The organism is Bacillus cereus group sp. BfR-BA-01347 (genome assembly GCF_022663835.1).
Lineage (GTDB): Bacteria > Bacillota > Bacilli > Bacillales > Bacillaceae_G > Bacillus_A > Bacillus_A thuringiensis_K.
Window position 1 is genome coordinate 24,727 of the sequence record NZ_JAKUGG010000020.1, and the last position, 19,004, is coordinate 43,730.

Below are 19,004 nucleotides of genomic sequence, written 5' to 3' on the forward strand. Positions count from 1 at the left end.
TGAAATTATCAATTAGTATCAATGATATAACTAATTAACGCTAAAATAATTCTAAAAATTCATATTTATTAAATAGAAAGAAGGCGAAACCATGAAATTATTAAATTTAACTTGGAAAGAATTTAGCGATTTAGATCGTAACAAAGTAGTTATTATACCTGTGGGATCACTTGAACAACACGGATTACATCTTCCATTAGGAAATGATACTATTGTTGCCGATACTTTAGCTACTAAGGTTGCTGAAAAGATTAATGCTCTACAAATGCCAGAGATTAATTATGGATACACATACACCTTTAGTGATTTTTCCGGAACAATTGGTATTAGTCATGAAACTTTAATTAATATGGTTATAGATATTGGTTCAAATATAGTTAAAGAAGGATTTGAAAAAATTGTATTTTTAAATGCACATGATGAAAATCATGAATGCTTGATTATAGCTGCTAAGCAAATTGGTAAGCAATTTAATATAACTCCACTTGTTATAGAATGGTCTCAAATTGCCAAATCAGAGCTTCGACAAATAAAAGAGAGTAAATTTGAGATGCATGGTGGAGAAGCTTTAACTTCACTATTTTTACATTGGAATCCTGATGCAGTACGTAGTAAGGAAATTGTAGATGATTTTCCGGAATTTATTAAAGAAGTAGAAGATAATTTATATCGTCAAGAGAATAAAGCGCATTTAGTTAGAAGGATTGACCCTTCAGAAATTCCGAGTGGAACTTGTGGGGCACCTAGTAAAGCTTCTGCAACAAAAGGAAAACTGATTGAAGAGGCTGTTGTGGGTAATATCTGTAACTTGATTAGGAATTTAGGATGGTGAATTAATGATGAAAAACAATAAAATTTTGCTAGATACTTTAAATACGTATGAAGCCCCCACAACTACAACAAGTATTTTAGAAGATAATCCGATTGTATGGAAGGAAGCTAAGGGGGCCGTTGTTACAGATGTAGAGGGAGGAACATATATAGACTTATCCTCTGGTTCAGGAGTTGCTAACATTGGGCATAGCCATCCACGTGTGGTTCAAGCTATTACTGAAAACGTTAGTAAATTGATGCATACAGGTTGGACGTATCCTAGTGAGTCAAGAATTCAACTGTTAGAAAAAATTAAGGATAAATTACCATCAAATTTACAAAAATTTATTTTCTCAGTTACTGGTAGTGAAGGTGTAGAAACCGCTTTGAAGCTTGCTAGATTCCACACAAAAAAATCTCAATTCATTGCATTTCATGGGGCATTTCATGGTAAAACAGCGGGTTCTTTAGGGGTAACAAGTCGTGGGAGTTTTAAACAAGATGTTATACCATCAGTATCGGTAGTTTCATATTTTCATTATCCAAACTGTTATCGTTGTCCATTTCAAATGTCTCATAAAAATTGTAACATGTTTTGCTTGGAGCACATGGAATATACTTTATCTCTTCCTTCAGGTGGTTTAGAAAATATTGCTGGAATAATTGTTGAACCTATTCAGGGAGCAGAGGGAATGGTCGTTCCTCCAAAGGGATTCTACAAACGACTAAGAGAATTAGCTGATCGTTTAGGTATTTTATTAATATTTGACGAAATATTCACAGGTATGGGGCGAACTGGTGAATTTTTTGCTTTTGAACATGAGGATATAATACCAGATATTTTAATCTTAGGGAAAGCTCTAGGAGGCGGGATACCAATCACAATGGTTGCAGCTCGCCCTGAAATAATGGAGAATTTCCCTGCATTTAAACAAACTAGTACATTTTCAGCGAGCCCTCTTGCAGCATCAGCTGCTATAGCAACGTTAGATGTTATAGATGAAGAGAAGCTCTTAAGTAAATCGAAACACATGGGGGAGTATTTACTTAATAAATTACGTCAATTACAAAAAGAAACACACCTAATTGGGGATGTAAGAGGGCTGGGAATGATGATAGGAATTGAATTAGTTCTTGATAAAACAAAAAAACCAGCCAAAAATGAAGCAAAGAAATTTACAAAGAGAGCACGTGATTATGGTCTTATCCTTTTGAGTGGAGGTAGCTTAGGAAATGTATTAAAAGTTACACCACCTTTAATACTTACTCAAGAACAAGCGGATTATATAATAGACTCATTTCGAAAAATATTAACAGAGATAGAGGAAGGATTAAAAACTTATGAAAACAATTTTGTGGGTTGAAGGTAAATTTGGGGAACAAACTTCAAAGATGGCTTCTGGTATCTTAAGATATGGATCGCGTTATGAAATTGTAGCAGTTATTGATAGTACAAAGGCTGGCTCGGATTCGGGATTGGTACTAAATGGTATCCTGAATAATATACCAATAGTAGGAAACATTCAAGAAGCATTAGCATATGATCCTGAATGTTTTCTTATAGGTCTTGCGCCTGATAATTGTGTAGATTACATATCTAAAGATGTCAGAGATGTTATAAAAGAAGCTATGTACGCAAAATTAAATATTATATCTGGAATGTTTGCTTCTATTTCAGATGATTCGGAGCTTCGCGAATTATCGCAAAAAATGAAAATTAAAATACAAGATGTTCGCAAGTTAGAATCACTCTCTCGAACCTTTACAGGAGAAATAATGACAAAAAAAACAAAAGTTCTTTTAACAGTTGGGACAGATTGGTCAGTTGGTAAAATGACTACAGCTTTAGAGCTACTAAAATGTTTACGTAAAAAAGGCTATAAAGTTGCATTTGTCGCAACCGGTCAGACTGGAATTTTATGTGGTGCTGAAGTTGGAATACCAGTTGATAATTTAAGAACATCGTATATGACAGGAGCAATAGAAGGTGCGATTTTAGAGCTTGATAACAAGGGGTATGATTTAATTATCGTAGAAGGACAAGGGTGTATCACCCATCCGAATGGGGTAGGTTGCCCTATAAGCTTATTAAATGGTTCTAACCCAGACTATATTGTAATGTGCCATGATTTGAATAGAAAAAACAGGAAATTCTTTTTTAATTTTGAAATTTCATCCATCGAAAAGAATCTTGAAAGTATTAATTTTATGCATTTAGATGATTCAAATCCCAAACTAGTTGGTATATCAATAATGACTGGAAATATGGAAAAGATGTTAGTAGAACAGCAAGTGTTAGATTTGGAAGTTAAATATAGGGTTCCAGTAGTTGATAGTCGTAAAATTGGTGTAACAAAAATAGTTGAGAATTTAGAAAAGTATCTGAATGTCACTAGTAAACAAAGTAAATTAGTTTTAAAGAATAACATTTAAAAAACAAGAGAGTGAATTTAATTTATTTTCAATTAATTGAATAATATATTTAGAGGGGAATGTATCATTGAATGTCGTTTCTTACTTTACAAACTGATATTATAAATGAAGAATTATGTACTTCTTGTGGTTTATGTGTCTCCGCCTGTCCAAAGGATTTAATTAGATTAGATAACAATTCAGTTCCCTTGCCCTATTTTACTGATTCTTTAAATGTTGCTAATGACATTTGTCAAGAGTGTAATATATGTTCTAAAGTTTGTCCTGGATATGACACAGGATCTATTAAGTCCGATCAAAGGCTCTTCGGACGAGAGCGCTCCGAAGAGGAACGTTGGATAGGCATTTACAAAAATTCTTATCAATTATCAACTAAAGATGAATCAGTTCTTCAAAAAGTAGCTGCAGGAGGGGCTGGTACAACTTTGGGAATTGTAGCATTGAAAGAAAATTTAGTTGATGCAATGCTAGTAGTTGGACGAGATGAAGAACGGCCATGGGTTCCAAAGGCTTTTTTAACTAACTCTATTGAAAAAGTAATAGAATGCGCTCAATCAAGTTACTGTATTACTCCTAACTTACACCTCTTAAAGGATACAGAATTTAAACGTATAGGTATAGTTGGTGTGCCTTGTCAAATCCAAGGAATTCAAAAATTATTAAATGAAAAGAATGATCCTTTATTAAAAAATTTAGCTAGTAAAATTGTTTTTACAATTGAACTTGGTTGTGCATCTAGTACATCCCTTGCTGGTACTGAGCATTTAATTACAGAGTTACTAGGAATCGACTTAAATGATGTTGAAACTATGAAGTATCGAGAAGGGACATATCCTGGAGAATTTATGGTAAGGACATACGATAAAACAGAACATTTTCTCCCTTTTTATAGGTTAGTTGAAGAATTCAAAAAATTTAAGACGTTTCGATGCTTGACTTGCCCTGATTGGTGGTCTGGGATTGCAGATATATCAATTTCTGATGGAGATCCTAATATATTTGACACGAGTTTTAATGGAGAAAAACCAAAACCATCTTCCACTACAATAGTTCGAACTGAATTTGGTTCTCAGTTGATTAACTTAGCAAAAGAAAAAGGATACATAGATCTTTGGGAATATAAATTTACGAATAACCTTGGTTTAGAACGTAAACGACAACGCTATCGTTATTATCAAACTAAAACTGATAAAAAGATCCCAGTATCTTCTGGTATGGATGAAAATTTCGAAGTGATTTTATCAGATGATGAGGTGATTAAACGTGGAATTAAAGATACAGCAAAAAACTAGTGAATTAACTCTACCTAAAAAGTTTGATGTGAAAATTAGGACTAAAATACCTAACAAAAGTATTGTATTTGATACCATTTCAGGAGATAAATCTATTTCTCAAAGAGCACTTATTTTAAATGCATTAGGATATGGGAAAGCTAGAATAAGTAATATTTTAAAATCGGACGATATTTATAGTTGTATTAGTGCATTAAAAAAATTAGGTGTTTCAATTCAATGGGAAAATAACGATGTATTAGTTCAGGGAGTAGGACTAACAGGCTTACGTCCAGCCAAACATGAGTTGAATATGGGGAATTCAGCCACTGCAACTCGATTAATTATGTCCTTGGTGGCTGGAAGTCCTTTCAGAACAAAATTTACAGGGAATGAATTATTATCTAAGCGTCCTATGGGATGGGTTGTTAATAATTTTAGAGAAATGGGTGCACGTATAACATTCTTAGGTGAAGAAGGGTGTCTACCACTAGTTGTAGAAGGAAAGTATCCTCTGCTACCTATAAATGTAAAAGGAACTGTTGCAAGTGCTCAAGAAAAATCTTCATTATTAGTAGCTGGATTATTTGCAAATGGAACTACTACCTATGAACAAATTTGTCAAAGTCGAGACCATACTGAGAGACTTCTACAAGCATTAGGAATACCGATTCATTCAAATGGTAATATTACAAAGATAGATGGGACAAACACATTTACTTCTAGAGATATAGTTGTTCCAGGTGACATCTCTTCTGCTTCTTTCTTAATTACAGCGGGTATATTACAAAGGAATATGGGGTTAAAAAAAATTCGATTAAACCAAGTAGGAATTAATAAAACAAGGATTGGTTTTTTAGATGCAATACAAAAAATGGGGGTTACTATAGATTATAAAGATAAAAGTTTAAGTTTAAATGAACCGGTTGCTAATGTCATATATAAAACTGAGCATGAGTTAATAGGAACGGAAGTTAAGGGAACTGAATTTGTGCAAAGTTTAATTGATGAGATCCCTTTACTAGCTGCTGTTGCTACGCAAGCGAAAGGTGAAACAGTTATTAGAGATTGTAGAGAGCTAAAAGATAAAGATACGAATCGTATTGAAACGACAGCAAATATTATACGTGCATTTGGTGGAGAAGTATCAACAAGTGATACAGTTATAATTATACATGGCGAGAGTAATCTACATTCGGCTAAAATTAACAGTTTTGGTGATCATAGAATAGCAATGATGGCATTGGTTTTAGGAAGTAGTTTACAGGAATATTCTTATATAGAAAATTGCGAGTGTATATCTGTTTCATATCCAATGTTTCTAAAGGATATTTCAAACTTTGCTGAAATTGAGATTATTTCACGCGAAGACCGTTGATAATATCCATGAGTTTTTTAATTATAAAAATAAGTTTTGTTATTTTGGAGTGAATTTTATGGAAATTAGAAATGTATTAGAGTCCGACTATAGCTCAATCATTAATGTATTAGACAATTGGTGGGGCGGCAGGAAAATGTCTAATATGTTACCAAAGCTTTTCTTTACACATTTTCAAGATACCAGTTTCATAGTTGAACATAAGGGAGAGATCATAGGCTTCTTAATTGGTTTTGTGTCACAAACTTTTCCGGAGGAAGCATATATACACTTTGTAGGAGTTTCTCCTAAATTCAGAAAGCAAGGCATTGGTAAGAACTTGTATGAAAAGTTTTTTGAAGTTGTAAAAATGATGTCTTGTAATAAAGTGCGTTGTGTAACCTCCCCAATAAACAAAAAATCTATTGCATATCATACTAAAATGAAATTTGAAATCCAACAAGGTGATAAAGAAATAGATGGGGTATCTGTATATAGTAATTACGATGGAACTGATGGAGATAGGGTTTTATTCCTAAAACAAATATAACGTACGGTTCGGTTGCAAAGTTTCTTAAACCTAGTTACAATCTAGAAAAAAGAAGCGAGGAGAATCACAAATGCGATATTTTAAAGGAAAACAGTTCTAGAAAGATATTATTTTGGTAGCCGTCGGCTACTACTGTCGTTTTTCTCTAAGTTATCGTGGCGTTTCGATTCACCCAACAACCATCATGCGTTGGGTTCATGAATATGGAAATCTCATTTGTCAGATTTGGAAAAAGAAAAATAAATCTAAATGCTCATCTTGGCACCTGGATGAAACTTATATCAAAGTGAAAGGCGAATGGCGTTATCTCTATCGAGCAATCGATAAAGATGGACACACATTGGATATTCAACTTCGCAAAAAACGAGATTATCAAGCGGCATATGCCTTTATGAAAAGACCAGTGAAAACATTTGGAGAACCAGCAGTTCTCACAATAGACAAGGCTCCAGCCTTACTTTGTGCGTTTTAAAAATTAAGAAATAACGGTTTCTATACACATACAACTCATTGTACAATTAAGTACTTGAATAATCTCATCGAACAGGATCATAGACATATTAAGCGACGTTTTTCCAAATCCGCAGGATTTCAAAGTCTTCGCCATGCTTCACATACCTTGAAAGGAATCGAAACGGTTCATGCTATATATAAGCAAAACCGCAGTTCACGACCAAACTGCGGTTTTTCAACGTACACTGAATTGCAAAAGTTACTTACAATTGCATGAGATCTAATCGCACCCACCCTGAATTTTTATCTGTTAAGAAACTTTGCAACAGAACCTATGTGAACAATACAAGAAGGACTGTGATTTCATCATTTCAGGAATGATACTCGAAAAAAGAATTACAGCTAGTCAAATTAAGAAATTATTAGAAAAGAATATGACTGATACAATACAAGGATTTAAATCGAAAAAAACGGGGGAATTATTCGGTGCAAAATTAACATATGACTCTACACAGAAGAGAGTCACGTTTATATATGAGAAGAAGAAATAATATCGCAAAATCTTAAATTTCATATATAAAATTAATCAGAAATATGATATGATGAAAGTAACAAAATACTTCTAAAACTATCTTGCAAAAGGACACACCTACGCATACATATGCCATAGGTGTGTCCTTTTTTATTTGTTTTGAGATTTCAAGGCTCAAAAGGGGGATATATATTGTGTACCACTAGTATAGCATCTACTAATGTATCTTTTGAAAAATTGAAAAGTCAGGAAGAGAATGAAAAAAGCATGGTGTTAATATGCCCGAATTGTAAGAAACGCTCATTTAGAGCACTTTATAATAATTATCCAAAATGGATACAGTTTTGCCTATGTTGTAATTATCGAGAAGTAAATACAATAGAAAGTCCGTTTGTATATTAGATGCAGCTATTTACGTATTTTGATTAGGAGGAAGAAATTTCGAAATGAAAATATGGATTAAGGCTATTTGTATAACATCATTCGCATTTCAAATGTCAGCATGTAGCAGTTCCACGCAAACAAAAAATGATTCGAGACCTGCCCAAGCAGTACAAAACGGAATACAACAGCACGTAGAAGGAAATGGGTATTGTTGATATTCCAGAAGCTTATAAGGGGAAAGTAAAAGGCTTAGAGACCGTTAAAGGGAAGGTATTACATATAAAAGACGGAGATACGATAGACGTGAACGTAAAGGGGCAGAAACAGACGGTAAGGTTACTGTTATTGGATACCCCTGAGTCTGTATCTCAAAAAATCCCACCGCAAAAGATGGGAAAAGAAGCATCTTCATTCCTAAAGAAACAGTTAAAAGGAAAAAATGTAACAATAGTCTATGATCGTGGACCCAAAGAGGACAAGTATGGGAGGAAATTAGCATATGTATTTTGTGAAGGGATACATATAAACGAGTTAATGATCAAATCAGGATATGGTATTGTAGCTTACATTTCAAAACCTAACACTACTTTGCTACCACAAATGCTAGAAAGCGAAAAAGAAGCAAAAGCATCAAAGACTGGCGTTTGGAACATAAAAGGGTATGTGGATGAAGAGAAACATCATTATAACCGTAATGATGCGGCTTAGTATCCTAATCCATTGCAATACAAATATTTGTGCAAAATGGAGGTTTTTTGAATGAATGAAAACAAAAGAAATATGCTCTTATCCTTTATCATTTCAATTTTATTTATTTTCGCGAGCCTATTACCATTTAGTAATAATGAATATGTGTATGTTATCTCCAAAATTGGTGCTGCAGCAGGTGTAATAAATATTGTGATGATGAGCGTTTTCTTGTATTTTTAAAGCAAAAAAACGGGACATTTATTAAATTAGTAAATTAAAACTTAATAGTTTTCCTTACTCATATCTTTTTAAGCTTGGTAAGGAAAACCGAAAAGGAGTGTGAAAGGTGAGTCAAGTCCCTGGGTTTTTGAAGTTTGTTTTAGCGAAAGAAAGACGGTATGTATATTTAGTTGTAGCAGAAAAGAAAAACAAAAAAGTACATACACACATGGTATATAGATTTTGTCCGCTAGAAAAAGCATTAGAAACCATGTACGAAATGCGTGGTGATTTTGAAAATCTTTTCCCTCTAGAATTAAAAGAGAGGGGATACGACTGGGAAGATATCAATGATTGGATACTTTCTATTGAAACAGGGTACTCGAAACACGGAAATAAACTAGTCATATATTAGCAAATGTTTTGTATTTTAAAAAATAGGTGAGGCGAAAATAAGATGTTGATCATTCAAAAGTATCACATTGTAATTGCTTGGACGATAGCTACTAGTGCAATGTTAATTAGTTTGTTTTTTAGTGAATGGATGAAGCTGCCGCCATGTGATTTGTGCTGGTATCAAAGAATGGCCATGTATCCATTAGTATTAATATTGGGGATAGGAATGTATAGAAAAGATCCTAATGTAAGTGTATATGCATTTCCATTTGCATGTATTGGATTAATAATAGCTGTCTATCAAATTACGATTCAGGCTTTTCCAACAAGTGAACTGAAGATATGTTCAGTAGGTGTTTCTTGTACAGAAGATCATTTAAATTTGTTTGGTTTCATCTCGATTCCTATGCTATCTTTTGTTGGGTTTTTGACCATCATAATACTGCTATATATTAAATCTAATAGAGAGACAAAAGAACAAACAACATAGTGTCTATGAATAATGTACTCAAGTAAACACAAAATATTTATGAATAGATAATTAAAATAAAAAGAAATTATAAAAGGAGAAATTAAAATGACAACAATGCAAGTAAGTAATGACATGTACAAAATCCCAGAGGCGGATGTAGAATTATTAAAGATTATGGCCCATCCAGTTAGATTACAGATCGTGAAAGAACTAGAACGTCGCAAAGTTTGTAATGTAACAGAGTTAACAGATCTATTAAAAGTACCGCAATCAACCGTATCTCAGCATTTATCTAAGATGCGCGGCAAGATTCTTCGTTCGGAAAGAAGAGGGTTAGAGATGTACTATTACATTGCAAATTCCAAAGTATGCCAGATTGTTAGTATACTAGGTTTATAAATAGCTCAAACTAAATAGCAAATTATGATGTTCACAAATAATAAAGATGTTTAAAAAATAATGAAGATATTTAAAAGATAATATAGTTGTTTAAAAATTGAGATGGTATGATGGATAATCATACCATTTTTTCATTTCATGTATAATGAGATAAGGGAATATTTCATTATTCAACTAACTAAAATAAGGGCAGTATATTAGTAAAAGGGGAAGAAGTATGGATAAGTTATTGCAAGAAATCATAAATTGGGTTAGTAGGACTAATGAACAGGTTGTTATTGGTGTTTCTGGACATGGCGCTGCTGGAAAAACAACTTTTGCTAATATGCTTGTAGACCTACTAAATCAAAATGAAGTGAATTATATTAATACAGATCCATACATTGTTAGTTCGGACATACGAAAGCATGCGATTATTCACTATACATATCAAAACGAAAATCATCATTATAAAATGACGGCTTGTCATCCATCAGCGCATCATTTGTCTGCTTTAGAAAGAGATGTTCAGATGGTAAGAGCTGGCTTAGATTTTTATACGATAGATACGCATTATATGAAAAGCGAGTTGATTTCTTCTAAAAACAAAGTGACGATTGTAGAAGGAATGTGTGTCGCATTTATTAATCCCGATTTATTTGATTTAAAAATTTACTTCTATACAGATGATGAAACGGAATTAATGAGAAGGTCTAGCCGCGATATTGCTGAAAGGGGAGCCGATATCAATTATTTAAGGCAGTTTCATGAAGAACGTCGGATTCAGTATAAAGTGTTTATGCATCCATACAGTCAACGTTTTGATATTATTATCAAAAATTCCGATGAAGCAATATATCTAGAAAAAAATACATTTGAGTTTTATGGAGTTTAAATGCAAATGCCCTATTTGTTATGTTAATTATGAGGGTTCATTTTCATTATTTGGCTCTCAAATGAAGCAACATTATTATTCACTCAAAAAACCATTCTCTATAAAACAACTAGTTTTTAAACGATTTTAATAGCCCTCTGCCATTTACATAGACAGAGGACTATTGTATTTTTGGCGACAATATTAAATAACTTTTTTATTACTTTACATATGAGATTAAAAATAAAATAAGGGCAGCCATTTCAGGCTGCCCTTATTTTATTTGTGATTTTGCATATATTTTTGCACATTTAGTATAGCAAACATTATTCTTTCCTATCAAACTTAAATCTTATTTTTTTCTCAATATGTTTTGTTTACTTTTATATTATAATAAACTTAGTTCTTTTTATTTATGCATATTTCCTGGGGTGAATCCTTTTACTGAGGATTCCTTTTTTATTTTTAACTACTTCATGAATAAACATAATTCAAATTAAATTTTAAACTGGTATATATTTATAAGGTATTGTAACTAAAGCTGAGGATAAAGAGATGAATAATACAGTATTATAAAATTGCATTTGACACATGTTGCATAAATAATATGTTGCTGTAATCATTTTTAATTTGAAATATAAGAAGAACTTGTAGAATTCACTACAAGTTCTTCTTATATTATCTAATAAATAAAACCACGCTAGTCATTTAATAATTTAATTGTTACTTTTATTATATTATTTTTAGACTTGTATTAGTTATATACGTAAAAGTTACCGTATACTTTTTCTTCTGAGTTATTTTTAATTTTTATTGTATATGTTCCTTCTTTGACATTAGTAAATTTAATTGTCTTAGATCTACTATCATAAGTTCCATCTATATTTTCAGATACTTTTTTTTCAGTATCAACATTTACTAGTGTATACTTTATATTTACATCTTTTGTTTTAGGTGAATGTTGCACAGCTACTATTTCTACTGTTCCACTTAAGGCCATTTCTTTAGGGAATTCCAAAGTAAGTCCTGCTCTTAATCCATCTTCTTCATAATCAAAATGTGTATAACCTGCTGCGGATGCGGGTGTGAAACCAAAAATAGAGAAACATAACAATAAACTCATAATGCTTACTAAAACTTTTTTCATAGTATAAATCCTCCTAAATAATGTATTTTAATTACCATATAAATGTTAACATAAATAGAAACAAATTGGTTTGAAATATGTTAATAATCAATATATTCGATATTGATAAATAATTATCTGAAATTCTAGTCATTATAATGTTCATAGGCGGTGATTTTAATGATTACGGATACTAAAACTTATACGAATAAAGCTGGATCAACTTTAATAATAAATCCCGTAGAAATAGGAGATAAAAAAGAAAAGAAATTCATTGTATCAATTCCGAAAGAATCATATGAAAACGGAAGGATAGCAATAGAGTGGGGTGAATTTATCGGTGAAGGATATGAACATTTGATTGATAACATCACAGGTGTTTATATGGAGTAGGGTATCCTAAGGATTGAAGGATACGTTAAAGGATATATGGGATAAACCACACAAAAACCATTTCTGTTTGAAGTGAAACCGAATAATGGTACTTGAAAAAAACACCTCCACTGAATTCGCATACTAAGTATGCAAATATACAAAGAAATCCTCCCTGCAAATAATAGATTATTAATTGTAGGGGGGATTTCTGCAGTTATTACATTCCTTCACCATGGGTAGTATATTGTATAATTTCCTGCTTTTGTACTGCAAGCATTGCCTCGCCGTGAGTGTTACTTAAAGTGAATGGTGCTACTAGCATTAAACCAGAGAACAAAAGTCCTGCCGTACTAATTAGTATTTTTTTCATCATTTTAAAGCACTCCTTTTCTCCATTTCAATTTTAGCCTTGTACCCCACACGGAAGTATTCGCTTACTTTTGAGTGGTTACCTTCATCATAATACTTGTTTGCTAATTCATCAGCATATATTTCGACAAAGTGCCATAAATTTTCTTCTTGGAGATAATGGATTCCTTCAACAATAATCTTTTCGTATTCATCTATAGTTGTATGCTGTAATCTTGCATTTAGAATTGATAAATGATGATAATATTCTTTATTATTTTGTGCATTACTAATTTGCAATCCTTTATCTATATAATTAGCAGCTTCATTTACATTGCCTAGTTTCTCATGTTCTTTAGCTAACAAATACATTGTTTTGCAGCTACCTTCTAGTGCCTTGGAGAGATAATTGATTGCTAGTTGAGGCATATTTTGATCTGAATATAGCAGCCCTATATTATGACGAATCATATGAGTAAGTTGTGTTTGATCTTGTTTGGTTGCAATATCCAAAGCGGAAAGAAAATACTCTTCAGCTAACTCGTATTGCTTTAGGGAAGTACTTGCAAGTCCCAAAATATTATTACAGGAAGCTACATTTATTTCATACCCAACTTCATTAGAATAGATTTCTTTCGCTTTATTACTGTATGTTATTGTATTTAGTGGTTGGAACTGATAATAGTTGAAAAGGGCATACTGATAATTAAATTCCGCTTGCTCTAATTCATCCGGAATAAGAGATAGAAGTGTTTCAGCTTTTTGATAGAAGTGTTTGGCATCACTATATTGTCCAATCTTCATTGCATGTATAGCATTGAACAGATAGTAGTAGTAATTGAGCATGTCTGTGGTAGACTCTTCAATATGTTCCCCAGGTTTTACTAAACCTGATGTATTATTTATCAAAAGATTATACCTAAACTCTAGTAATGAATAGTAAATAAGAAGCGTTTGATCTTGTTCCATTTCGTCGATAAGTTTTTCAACATCTGATCTTAGATTTTTTGCTTTCAATAACTTTTGAGAGCGCATAGCTTTGTACCAATCGTTCATTAATTTAGTAATCTTTTCGTTTCCTTTTGCTACAATCACATAGCTTCCCCCTTTGTATATTTATATCTATATGTATTTATCATAGCAGTTAAATCCATATTATTACAGCTAAGAGTCGTTTGAAAGTATATTTCTAAATAATTATCTTAATATTCAGAATAGATTTCTAGCCAATTTGGATTCCCTTTCATATTAGGTTAAAATAAATGATGAGTATAAATCTAACATTGCGACGGGGGGAAGACAGTGAAAAATCATGCAAAAGGTCCTAAAGGGCAGTTGTTGCAAACGAACAAGAAATGGTCGCACCTAAAGCAAAAACAGCGTGAAAACATATCAAATTGGCTGAGAGAGGCTTATATAGAGAAGATTAAGGTTCATAACCGTAGATTGAAACCTAAGGAACATGAGGATGTTTTAAGCCAGGTATTGTTTAAAATTCGCGAGCATGAAATTTGGATTCCGGAATACGAAGTAGAGAAGTATTACAAGGGGAAAATAAATAAGTGGTATAACAAACAAATTTTATTAAATCTAAAAAATGATAACGGAGGAACAATATGAAAAATACTATCGGAAATGTAAGTAATTCATTTATTATTCGTCTAATTCTAGATGATTTAGACAAGTATGTTACAGAAGGAGAAAGGCAATTTGATTTTTGTTCAGAATCAGATAATTCCTCCGTGATGGAGCTGATTAGATCTGTTATATTTTTTGAATATAAGTTTTTAGCAGCTATTTGTACAGCTGCTTTTTTATTTTTGTATCATTGTTTAATATTTGTTCTTCTACTTCATAATTAAGAAATAGTTAAACACCATTTTAAAATTTTTCCCATAATAAAATTATAGACAAAAAAGAAATTTGGTATTTTCACAAGAGTACAATAATAAAAACCGTTAATTCAACGAAGATATATGGCAACCAGAAATCAGTTGATAACCTGAATTTAAATGTACATCAGGGACAGATTTATGGGTTTATTGGTCGAAATGGTGCGGGTAAAACAACTACTATCCGAATGTTATTAGGATTAATAAAACCTACTAGTGGAAAAATTGAAATATTCGGTGAAGATTTAGCGAAAAATCAGAAAGAGATTTTAAGAAGAATATTACTACTTAGCATAAGTTTTGGTTCCATTGCTACACAAACCCCAATGCAGTGATTGAGCCGCATTTTCATTCTTTATAAGCTGTAATGAATTCTTCTGTTATTTCAACAGGAAGACGTCCTAGACGTTTACTTAATCATTTATTCTTATGGCTTAATTTTACATGTATTTTAACTGACTAGCTATGTAACAAATACATATTGTGAGATATTTCACAATATGTACATTTTTTGTTATGATAACGTTTTCTTTTTGGGGTATCATTAACTTATAAGAAAGAAGAAAAAATCAAAAGGAGTGAAAGATATGGAACTAAAAAAGGAAATTTAAATTTCTTCACTTACATATCAATTTATAGAGCATTTAATAGCAATCAATATATAGTTTATTAACAGTTTTCCTGAATTTTCCCTGACAGTAATTGTATTTTGGTATTTCATCTTAGAAATAATTTGATACATATTTCATATCGTTTATTTAGATGTTGAGAAAATTTTCACATGAATTAACAGTGTGTTTACAGTTATTTAATAAGTATATGTTAAATTTTATATTGAGATTAACAGTTTTAATGGAGAGGGGGTGAGTAGGAAAAATCATACTTTCTATATTTTTACAGACAACTTTAATAGGAGGTAGGTAGGATTAATAATCAATATGAATATTTATCTGTAATTGTTTACTTTTGTGATAAGTTACAATACTTCATCCGAATTCTAAGATGTGCGAATAAAACAGACTAATTCCAGAATGATACAAATGAAAATGAATAGGTTTTGAATTAAAGTAATAGTTCTTTAGAAAAGCTTCAATTGAATTTAATTAAATTCATAGTAATTAATTCAAATCTACTAAATATGTATTAGATCTTCTTAGACTTATAATTGTGAACGATTCCTTAGTTTTTTATGTATGATTATATATTACTTTTCAGTTTTTCCTTTAGAAAATAGTTTCATAAATAAGAAGAATGGAGGAAAGGTTGTTTATGGTATCCAAAAAAATACAATTGGTTACTAAAACTTTATTATTTAGTACAGTTTTATCTTTACTTTTATTCAATAATGAAGAGATAAAAGCTGAACAATTAAATATAAATTTTCAAGGTAAATATACTAACTTTCAAAATCTAAAAATCACTGACAAAGCAGAAGATTTTAAAGAGGACAAAGAAAAAGCGAAAGAATGGGGAAAAGAAAAAGAAAAAGAGTGGAAACTAACTGCTACTGAAAAAGGGAAAATGAATGACTTTTTAAGTGATAAAAACAAGATAAAAACAAATTATAAAGAAATTACTTTTTCTATGGCGGGTTCATTTGAAGATGAAATGAAAGATTTAAAAGAAATTGATAAGATATTTGATAAAGCAAATCTTTCAAGTTCTATTATCACTTATAAAAATGTGCAACCAGCAGCGATTGGATATAATAAGTCTTTAACAGAAGGTAGTGCTATTACTGATACTGCATTGGGACAGTTTAAAGAACAATTTTTAAATAAGGAGATTAAGTTTGATAGTTATCTAGATACGCATTTAACTGCTCAACAAATTTCCAGTAAAGAAAGAGTTATTTTGAAGGTTATAGTGCCGAGTGGGAAAGGTTCTACTACGCCAACAAAAGCAGGTGTCATTTTAAATAATAATGAATACAAAATGCTCATTGATAATGGGTATGTACTCCATGTAGATAAGGTATCAAGAGTGACACAAAAAGGGTTTCAGTGCATGCAAGTTGAAGGGACTTTAAAAAAGAGTCTTGACTTAAAAAATGATATAAATGCTGAAGCGCATAGTTGGGGTATGAAAAATTATGAAGACTGGGCTGAAAATTTAACCGATTCCCAAAGAGAAGCTTTAGACGGGTATGCTAGGCAAGATTATAAAGAAATCAATAATTATTTGCGAAATCAAGGTGGCAGTGGAAATGAAAAACTGGATGCACAAATAAAAAATATTTCTGAAGCTTTAGGGAAGAAACCAATACCAGAAAATATTACTGTGTATAGATGGTGTGGTATGCCGGAATTTGGTTATCAAATTATTGACCCTTTACCTTCTTTAAAAGATTTTGAAGAAAAATTTTTAAATACAATCAAAGAAGACAAAGGATATATGAGTACGAGCTTATCAAGTGAACGTCTTGCAGTTTTTGGATCAAGAAAAATTATATTACGATTACAAGTTCCGAAAGGAAGTACTGGTGCATATTTAAGTGCTATTGGTGGGTTTGCAAGTGAAAAAGAGATCCTACTTGATAAAGATAGTAAGTATCATATTGATAAAGTAACAGAAGTAGTCATTAAAGGTGTAAAGCGATATGTAGTTGATGCAACGTTATTACCAAATTAAGGAGATGAAAAGTATGAAGAAAAAACTAGCGAGTGTTGTAACTTGTACATGATTAGCCCCTATGTTTTTGAATGGGAATGTAAATACTGTTTACGCGGACAGTAAAAAAAATCATTTTCATCATAATATTGTCAGGTAAATATTAATACTTAAATTTCGTTTAAATTGAGGAGTACTTTATTGGATTCTAAAATCAATTAGTATTAGATTGGAAAATTCATGATTTAATTTTAACGTTTTGGAGAAGAATATAAAGTTGATGAGTATGTGGTGGTACTCCTATTAGATTTTAAAATCAAATTAGTATTAGAGTAAAGGCTTTATAATGTCATTTTATCGTTTTTGGGTAACCTGATTGTGCTAGGTTGATGGATATAACGTGTTTCCCTATAAGAGGTTGTTCAATTGTGAAATACTTCACAAAAATGAAACATTTTCTTGTAGAAAAATGGATTTTTTTTACTATAATTTAACTTGTAAAGATGCTTGGAAATAAAATCCCCAAAATATACGGTATATGACTTTGGAGATAATAATCTCCCTCATCAGATCTATTGGAAGGAGAAGATTTTTATGTTAAGAAAAAAAGTTGCATGTTTAAGTTTAGCGGCTACAGTTTGTATCAGTGGAACAACTAACGTAGTTTCTGCAATGGAACTGGGAACAGCTCAAAAGCAGTCATCATCAATAAAATTCAATAGAATTGTAGAAAACCCGAAAGATTTCAAGGAGAAAGAAAAAGAAGCTAAAGAATACGGTAAAAAGCTTCCTAATCATCGAGAAAAAATAGTAACAACAAAAAAAGAGAAAGAAGCTTTTAATAATTATGAACTAAATGGAACCAGAATTAATCAAGCCCTAAGAGAAGGAAAAGTAGATGGTTATCCTATCGAATATGTAGAAATAGCAAAAGAATATGCAGCAGAGATGGATAAAGTATTTAAAAAACGTGAAGCTGCTACTCCAGATGCAATAAAAGTATACAGATATACAGATGAAAAACAATTTGGATTTGAAAGAGATACATTTTTTCCAAATGGAAGCGTCAATAAAGAAGCAATCGAAAGTTTAAAAAAACAAATCGAAGGAAAAAATGTAAAAGACAAAGGATTTACCAGCACATCATTAGCAATTCTCGATAAATACTTAGGAGAACAGAAAAAAACTATTCGTATGGATATTGTGATACCAAGAGGATCACAGACAGTTTATATGGATAATGACTATGCAGAATTGGTATTGCCAAGGGAATCAACTATTAAAATTACGAAAGTTTCAGGGATTGTGGAAAAAGGAAAATTAATTGTAAAGGTTGATGCAGAGTTACAACCATCTAAGTAATTAAAAAAAAGAGAGAGGGAATAGAAAGCAAAGGATATACCAAATATGTTTCCAATCATTTAGAAAAGAATACGTATATGGATTGAAGGCAAAACACATGTATATTGGGATGATATAACTTTTGATGATGTTAGAATAGCAGAACTTAAAAAGAAATTACTCACAGGTGATGAAGTAATACATTGAACAATAAATTCAAAACTATATTGATGGCATCTTATACAAGAATATATTTTTGAATCATCAAACATTATTTTGTGAAATTTATCACAAAATAAGGAGCATAATCTATAAAAATATAATATCTACATTCCTTTTGAGATTATAAGTCGTCAAAGGAATTACTGGAGCGTATTTAATTACTGTTAGCGAGTTTGTTAGTGAAAAAGGAATTCTACTTGAGAAAGATAGTAAATATCGCATTGATAAGATAACGGAAGTAATTGTTAATTAACAAAATAAGGAGATG

20 protein-coding genes and 4 pseudogenes are annotated in these 19,004 nt (G+C 31.5%); 21 read left to right on the forward strand and 3 right to left on the reverse strand.

Annotation, left to right across the window (positions count from 1 at the left end):
- Nucleotides 1–91 precede the first annotated feature (91 nt).
- From MR143_RS24190 to MR143_RS24255, 14 genes and pseudogenes are all read left to right on the forward strand, one after another.
- Nucleotides 92–832 (forward strand): creatininase family protein, encoded by a 741-nt coding sequence (locus MR143_RS24190; RefSeq protein ID WP_131251583.1) that lies wholly within the window; start codon nucleotides 92–94, stop codon nucleotides 830–832.
- 4 nt (nucleotides 833–836) lie between these two features.
- Nucleotides 837–2,177, forward strand: a complete 1,341-nt coding sequence (locus MR143_RS24195; protein ID WP_131251582.1) for an aspartate aminotransferase family protein — start codon at nucleotides 837–839, stop codon at nucleotides 2,175–2,177.
- On the forward strand, nucleotides 2,155–3,246 hold the full coding sequence (locus tag MR143_RS24200) for a DUF1611 domain-containing protein (protein ID WP_131251580.1): 1,092 nt from the start codon (nucleotides 2,155–2,157) through the stop codon (nucleotides 3,244–3,246). Before MR143_RS24195 ends, MR143_RS24200 begins: the two co-directional genes overlap by 23 nt.
- 71 nt (nucleotides 3,247–3,317) lie before the next feature.
- Nucleotides 3,318–4,538 (forward strand): Coenzyme F420 hydrogenase/dehydrogenase, beta subunit C-terminal domain, encoded by a 1,221-nt coding sequence (locus MR143_RS24205; protein ID WP_046944968.1) that lies wholly within the window; start codon nucleotides 3,318–3,320, stop codon nucleotides 4,536–4,538.
- Complete coding sequence (aroA, locus tag MR143_RS24210) at nucleotides 4,510–5,895, forward strand: 3-phosphoshikimate 1-carboxyvinyltransferase (protein WP_131251578.1); 1,386 nt, start codon at nucleotides 4,510–4,512, stop codon at nucleotides 5,893–5,895. Before MR143_RS24205 ends, aroA begins: the two co-directional genes overlap by 29 nt.
- A 58-nt stretch (nucleotides 5,896–5,953) precedes the next feature.
- The gene (locus MR143_RS24215) at nucleotides 5,954–6,424 is read left to right on the forward strand and encodes a GNAT family N-acetyltransferase (protein ID WP_046944967.1); all 471 of its coding nucleotides are present in this window, start codon (nucleotides 5,954–5,956) and stop codon (nucleotides 6,422–6,424) included.
- A 106-nt stretch (nucleotides 6,425–6,530) separates the two neighbouring features.
- Nucleotides 6,531–7,154 (forward strand): annotated as a pseudogene (locus tag MR143_RS24220) (IS6 family transposase).
- A 55-nt stretch (nucleotides 7,155–7,209) separates the two neighbouring features.
- Nucleotides 7,210–7,428 (forward strand): annotated as a pseudogene (locus tag MR143_RS24225) (topoisomerase C-terminal repeat-containing protein); the annotation flags it as partial.
- Between the two features lie 427 nt (nucleotides 7,429–7,855).
- Nucleotides 7,856–8,501, forward strand: a pseudogene (locus MR143_RS24230) (thermonuclease family protein).
- Between the two features lie 51 nt (nucleotides 8,502–8,552).
- Entirely contained in the window at nucleotides 8,553–8,723 is a 171-nt protein-coding gene (locus tag MR143_RS24235; protein ID WP_242281005.1) for a hypothetical protein, read from the forward strand.
- Nucleotides 8,724–8,829: 106 nt separating this feature from the next.
- Nucleotides 8,830–9,117, forward strand: a complete 288-nt coding sequence (locus MR143_RS24240) for a hypothetical protein (RefSeq protein ID WP_242281006.1) — start codon at nucleotides 8,830–8,832, stop codon at nucleotides 9,115–9,117.
- A gap of 42 nt (nucleotides 9,118–9,159) precedes the next feature.
- The gene (locus tag MR143_RS24245) at nucleotides 9,160–9,588 is read left to right on the forward strand and encodes a disulfide oxidoreductase (protein ID WP_242281007.1); all 429 of its coding nucleotides are present in this window, start codon (nucleotides 9,160–9,162) and stop codon (nucleotides 9,586–9,588) included.
- A gap of 87 nt (nucleotides 9,589–9,675) precedes the next feature.
- The gene (locus MR143_RS24250; protein ID WP_242281008.1) at nucleotides 9,676–9,969 is read left to right on the forward strand and encodes an ArsR/SmtB family transcription factor; all 294 of its coding nucleotides are present in this window, start codon (nucleotides 9,676–9,678) and stop codon (nucleotides 9,967–9,969) included.
- 217 nt (nucleotides 9,970–10,186) lie between these two features.
- On the forward strand, nucleotides 10,187–10,843 hold the full coding sequence (locus tag MR143_RS24255; RefSeq protein WP_242281009.1) for a uridine kinase family protein: 657 nt from the start codon (nucleotides 10,187–10,189) through the stop codon (nucleotides 10,841–10,843).
- A 733-nt stretch (nucleotides 10,844–11,576) separates the two neighbouring features.
- On the opposite strand, the gene MR143_RS24260 is transcribed toward MR143_RS24255, so the two are convergent.
- Complete coding sequence (locus MR143_RS24260) at nucleotides 11,577–11,969, reverse strand: DUF3244 domain-containing protein (protein WP_242281010.1); 393 nt, start codon at nucleotides 11,967–11,969, stop codon at nucleotides 11,577–11,579.
- 159 nt (nucleotides 11,970–12,128) lie between these two features.
- Here MR143_RS24260 and MR143_RS24265 point away from each other — a divergent pair, with 159 nt between their 5' ends.
- Nucleotides 12,129–12,341, forward strand: a complete 213-nt coding sequence (locus tag MR143_RS24265) for a hypothetical protein (RefSeq protein WP_242281011.1) — start codon at nucleotides 12,129–12,131, stop codon at nucleotides 12,339–12,341.
- Between the two features lie 199 nt (nucleotides 12,342–12,540).
- On the opposite strand, the gene MR143_RS24270 is transcribed toward MR143_RS24265, so the two are convergent.
- Entirely contained in the window at nucleotides 12,541–12,696 is a 156-nt protein-coding gene (locus MR143_RS24270) for a hypothetical protein (protein ID WP_242281012.1), read from the reverse strand.
- Nucleotides 12,693–13,766: a response regulator aspartate phosphatase gene (locus MR143_RS24275; protein WP_242281013.1), complete on the reverse strand. Its 1,074-nt coding sequence runs from the start codon at nucleotides 13,764–13,766 to the stop codon at nucleotides 12,693–12,695. Before MR143_RS24275 ends, MR143_RS24270 begins: the two co-directional genes overlap by 4 nt.
- Before the next feature lie 207 nt (nucleotides 13,767–13,973).
- Here MR143_RS24275 and MR143_RS24280 point away from each other — a divergent pair, with 207 nt between their 5' ends.
- The 6 genes and pseudogenes from MR143_RS24280 (at nucleotide 13,974) to MR143_RS33530 (ending at nucleotide 18,989) form a co-directional block, all read left to right on the forward strand.
- Entirely contained in the window at nucleotides 13,974–14,291 is a 318-nt protein-coding gene (locus MR143_RS24280; protein WP_242281014.1) for a transposase, read from the forward strand.
- Nucleotides 14,288–14,533, forward strand: coding sequence for a hypothetical protein (locus MR143_RS24285; RefSeq protein WP_242281050.1), 246 nt, complete (start codon nucleotides 14,288–14,290; stop codon nucleotides 14,531–14,533). The genes MR143_RS24280 and MR143_RS24285 overlap by 4 nt, the downstream gene beginning before the upstream one ends.
- 59 nt (nucleotides 14,534–14,592) lie before the next feature.
- Nucleotides 14,593–14,844, forward strand: a pseudogene (locus tag MR143_RS24290) (ATP-binding cassette domain-containing protein); the annotation flags it as partial.
- A gap of 988 nt (nucleotides 14,845–15,832) precedes the next feature.
- Nucleotides 15,833–17,194: an ADP-ribosyltransferase gene (locus tag MR143_RS24295; RefSeq protein WP_242281015.1), complete on the forward strand. Its 1,362-nt coding sequence runs from the start codon at nucleotides 15,833–15,835 to the stop codon at nucleotides 17,192–17,194.
- Between the two features lie 573 nt (nucleotides 17,195–17,767).
- Nucleotides 17,768–18,535 (forward strand): ADP-ribosyltransferase, encoded by a 768-nt coding sequence (locus MR143_RS24300; RefSeq protein WP_242281016.1) that lies wholly within the window; start codon nucleotides 17,768–17,770, stop codon nucleotides 18,533–18,535.
- Nucleotides 18,536–18,875: 340 nt separating this feature from the next.
- Complete coding sequence (locus MR143_RS33530; RefSeq protein ID WP_374267121.1) at nucleotides 18,876–18,989, forward strand: hypothetical protein; 114 nt, start codon at nucleotides 18,876–18,878, stop codon at nucleotides 18,987–18,989.
- Nucleotides 18,990–19,004: the final 15 nt, after the last annotated feature.

Excerpts from the sequence above, each read along its gene's own strand:
- MR143_RS24295 (WP_242281015.1), top strand. The coding sequence starts at position 15,833 with ATGGTATCCAAAAAAATACAATTGGTTACTAAAACTTTATTATTTAGT.
- MR143_RS24235 (WP_242281005.1), top strand. The coding sequence starts at position 8,553 with ATGAATGAAAACAAAAGAAATATGCTCTTATCCTTTATCATTTCAATT.
- MR143_RS24205 (WP_046944968.1), top strand. The coding sequence starts at position 3,318 with ATGTCGTTTCTTACTTTACAAACTGATATTATAAATGAAGAATTATGT.
- MR143_RS24285 (WP_242281050.1), top strand. The coding sequence starts at position 14,288 with ATGAAAAATACTATCGGAAATGTAAGTAATTCATTTATTATTCGTCTA.
- MR143_RS24260 (WP_242281010.1), bottom strand. The coding sequence starts at position 11,969 with ATGAAAAAAGTTTTAGTAAGCATTATGAGTTTATTGTTATGTTTCTCT.
- MR143_RS24200 (WP_131251580.1), top strand. The coding sequence starts at position 2,155 with ATGAAAACAATTTTGTGGGTTGAAGGTAAATTTGGGGAACAAACTTCA.
- MR143_RS24270 (WP_242281012.1), bottom strand. The coding sequence starts at position 12,696 with ATGATGAAAAAAATACTAATTAGTACGGCAGGACTTTTGTTCTCTGGT.
- MR143_RS24190 (WP_131251583.1), top strand. The coding sequence starts at position 92 with ATGAAATTATTAAATTTAACTTGGAAAGAATTTAGCGATTTAGATCGT.
- MR143_RS24215 (WP_046944967.1), top strand. The coding sequence starts at position 5,954 with ATGGAAATTAGAAATGTATTAGAGTCCGACTATAGCTCAATCATTAAT.
- MR143_RS24255 (WP_242281009.1), top strand. The coding sequence starts at position 10,187 with ATGGATAAGTTATTGCAAGAAATCATAAATTGGGTTAGTAGGACTAAT.
- MR143_RS24300 (WP_242281016.1), top strand. The coding sequence starts at position 17,768 with ATGTTAAGAAAAAAAGTTGCATGTTTAAGTTTAGCGGCTACAGTTTGT.
- MR143_RS24250 (WP_242281008.1), top strand. The coding sequence starts at position 9,676 with ATGACAACAATGCAAGTAAGTAATGACATGTACAAAATCCCAGAGGCG.
- MR143_RS24245 (WP_242281007.1), top strand. The coding sequence starts at position 9,160 with ATGTTGATCATTCAAAAGTATCACATTGTAATTGCTTGGACGATAGCT.
- MR143_RS24195 (WP_131251582.1), top strand. The coding sequence starts at position 837 with ATGATGAAAAACAATAAAATTTTGCTAGATACTTTAAATACGTATGAA.
- MR143_RS24265 (WP_242281011.1), top strand. The coding sequence starts at position 12,129 with ATGATTACGGATACTAAAACTTATACGAATAAAGCTGGATCAACTTTA.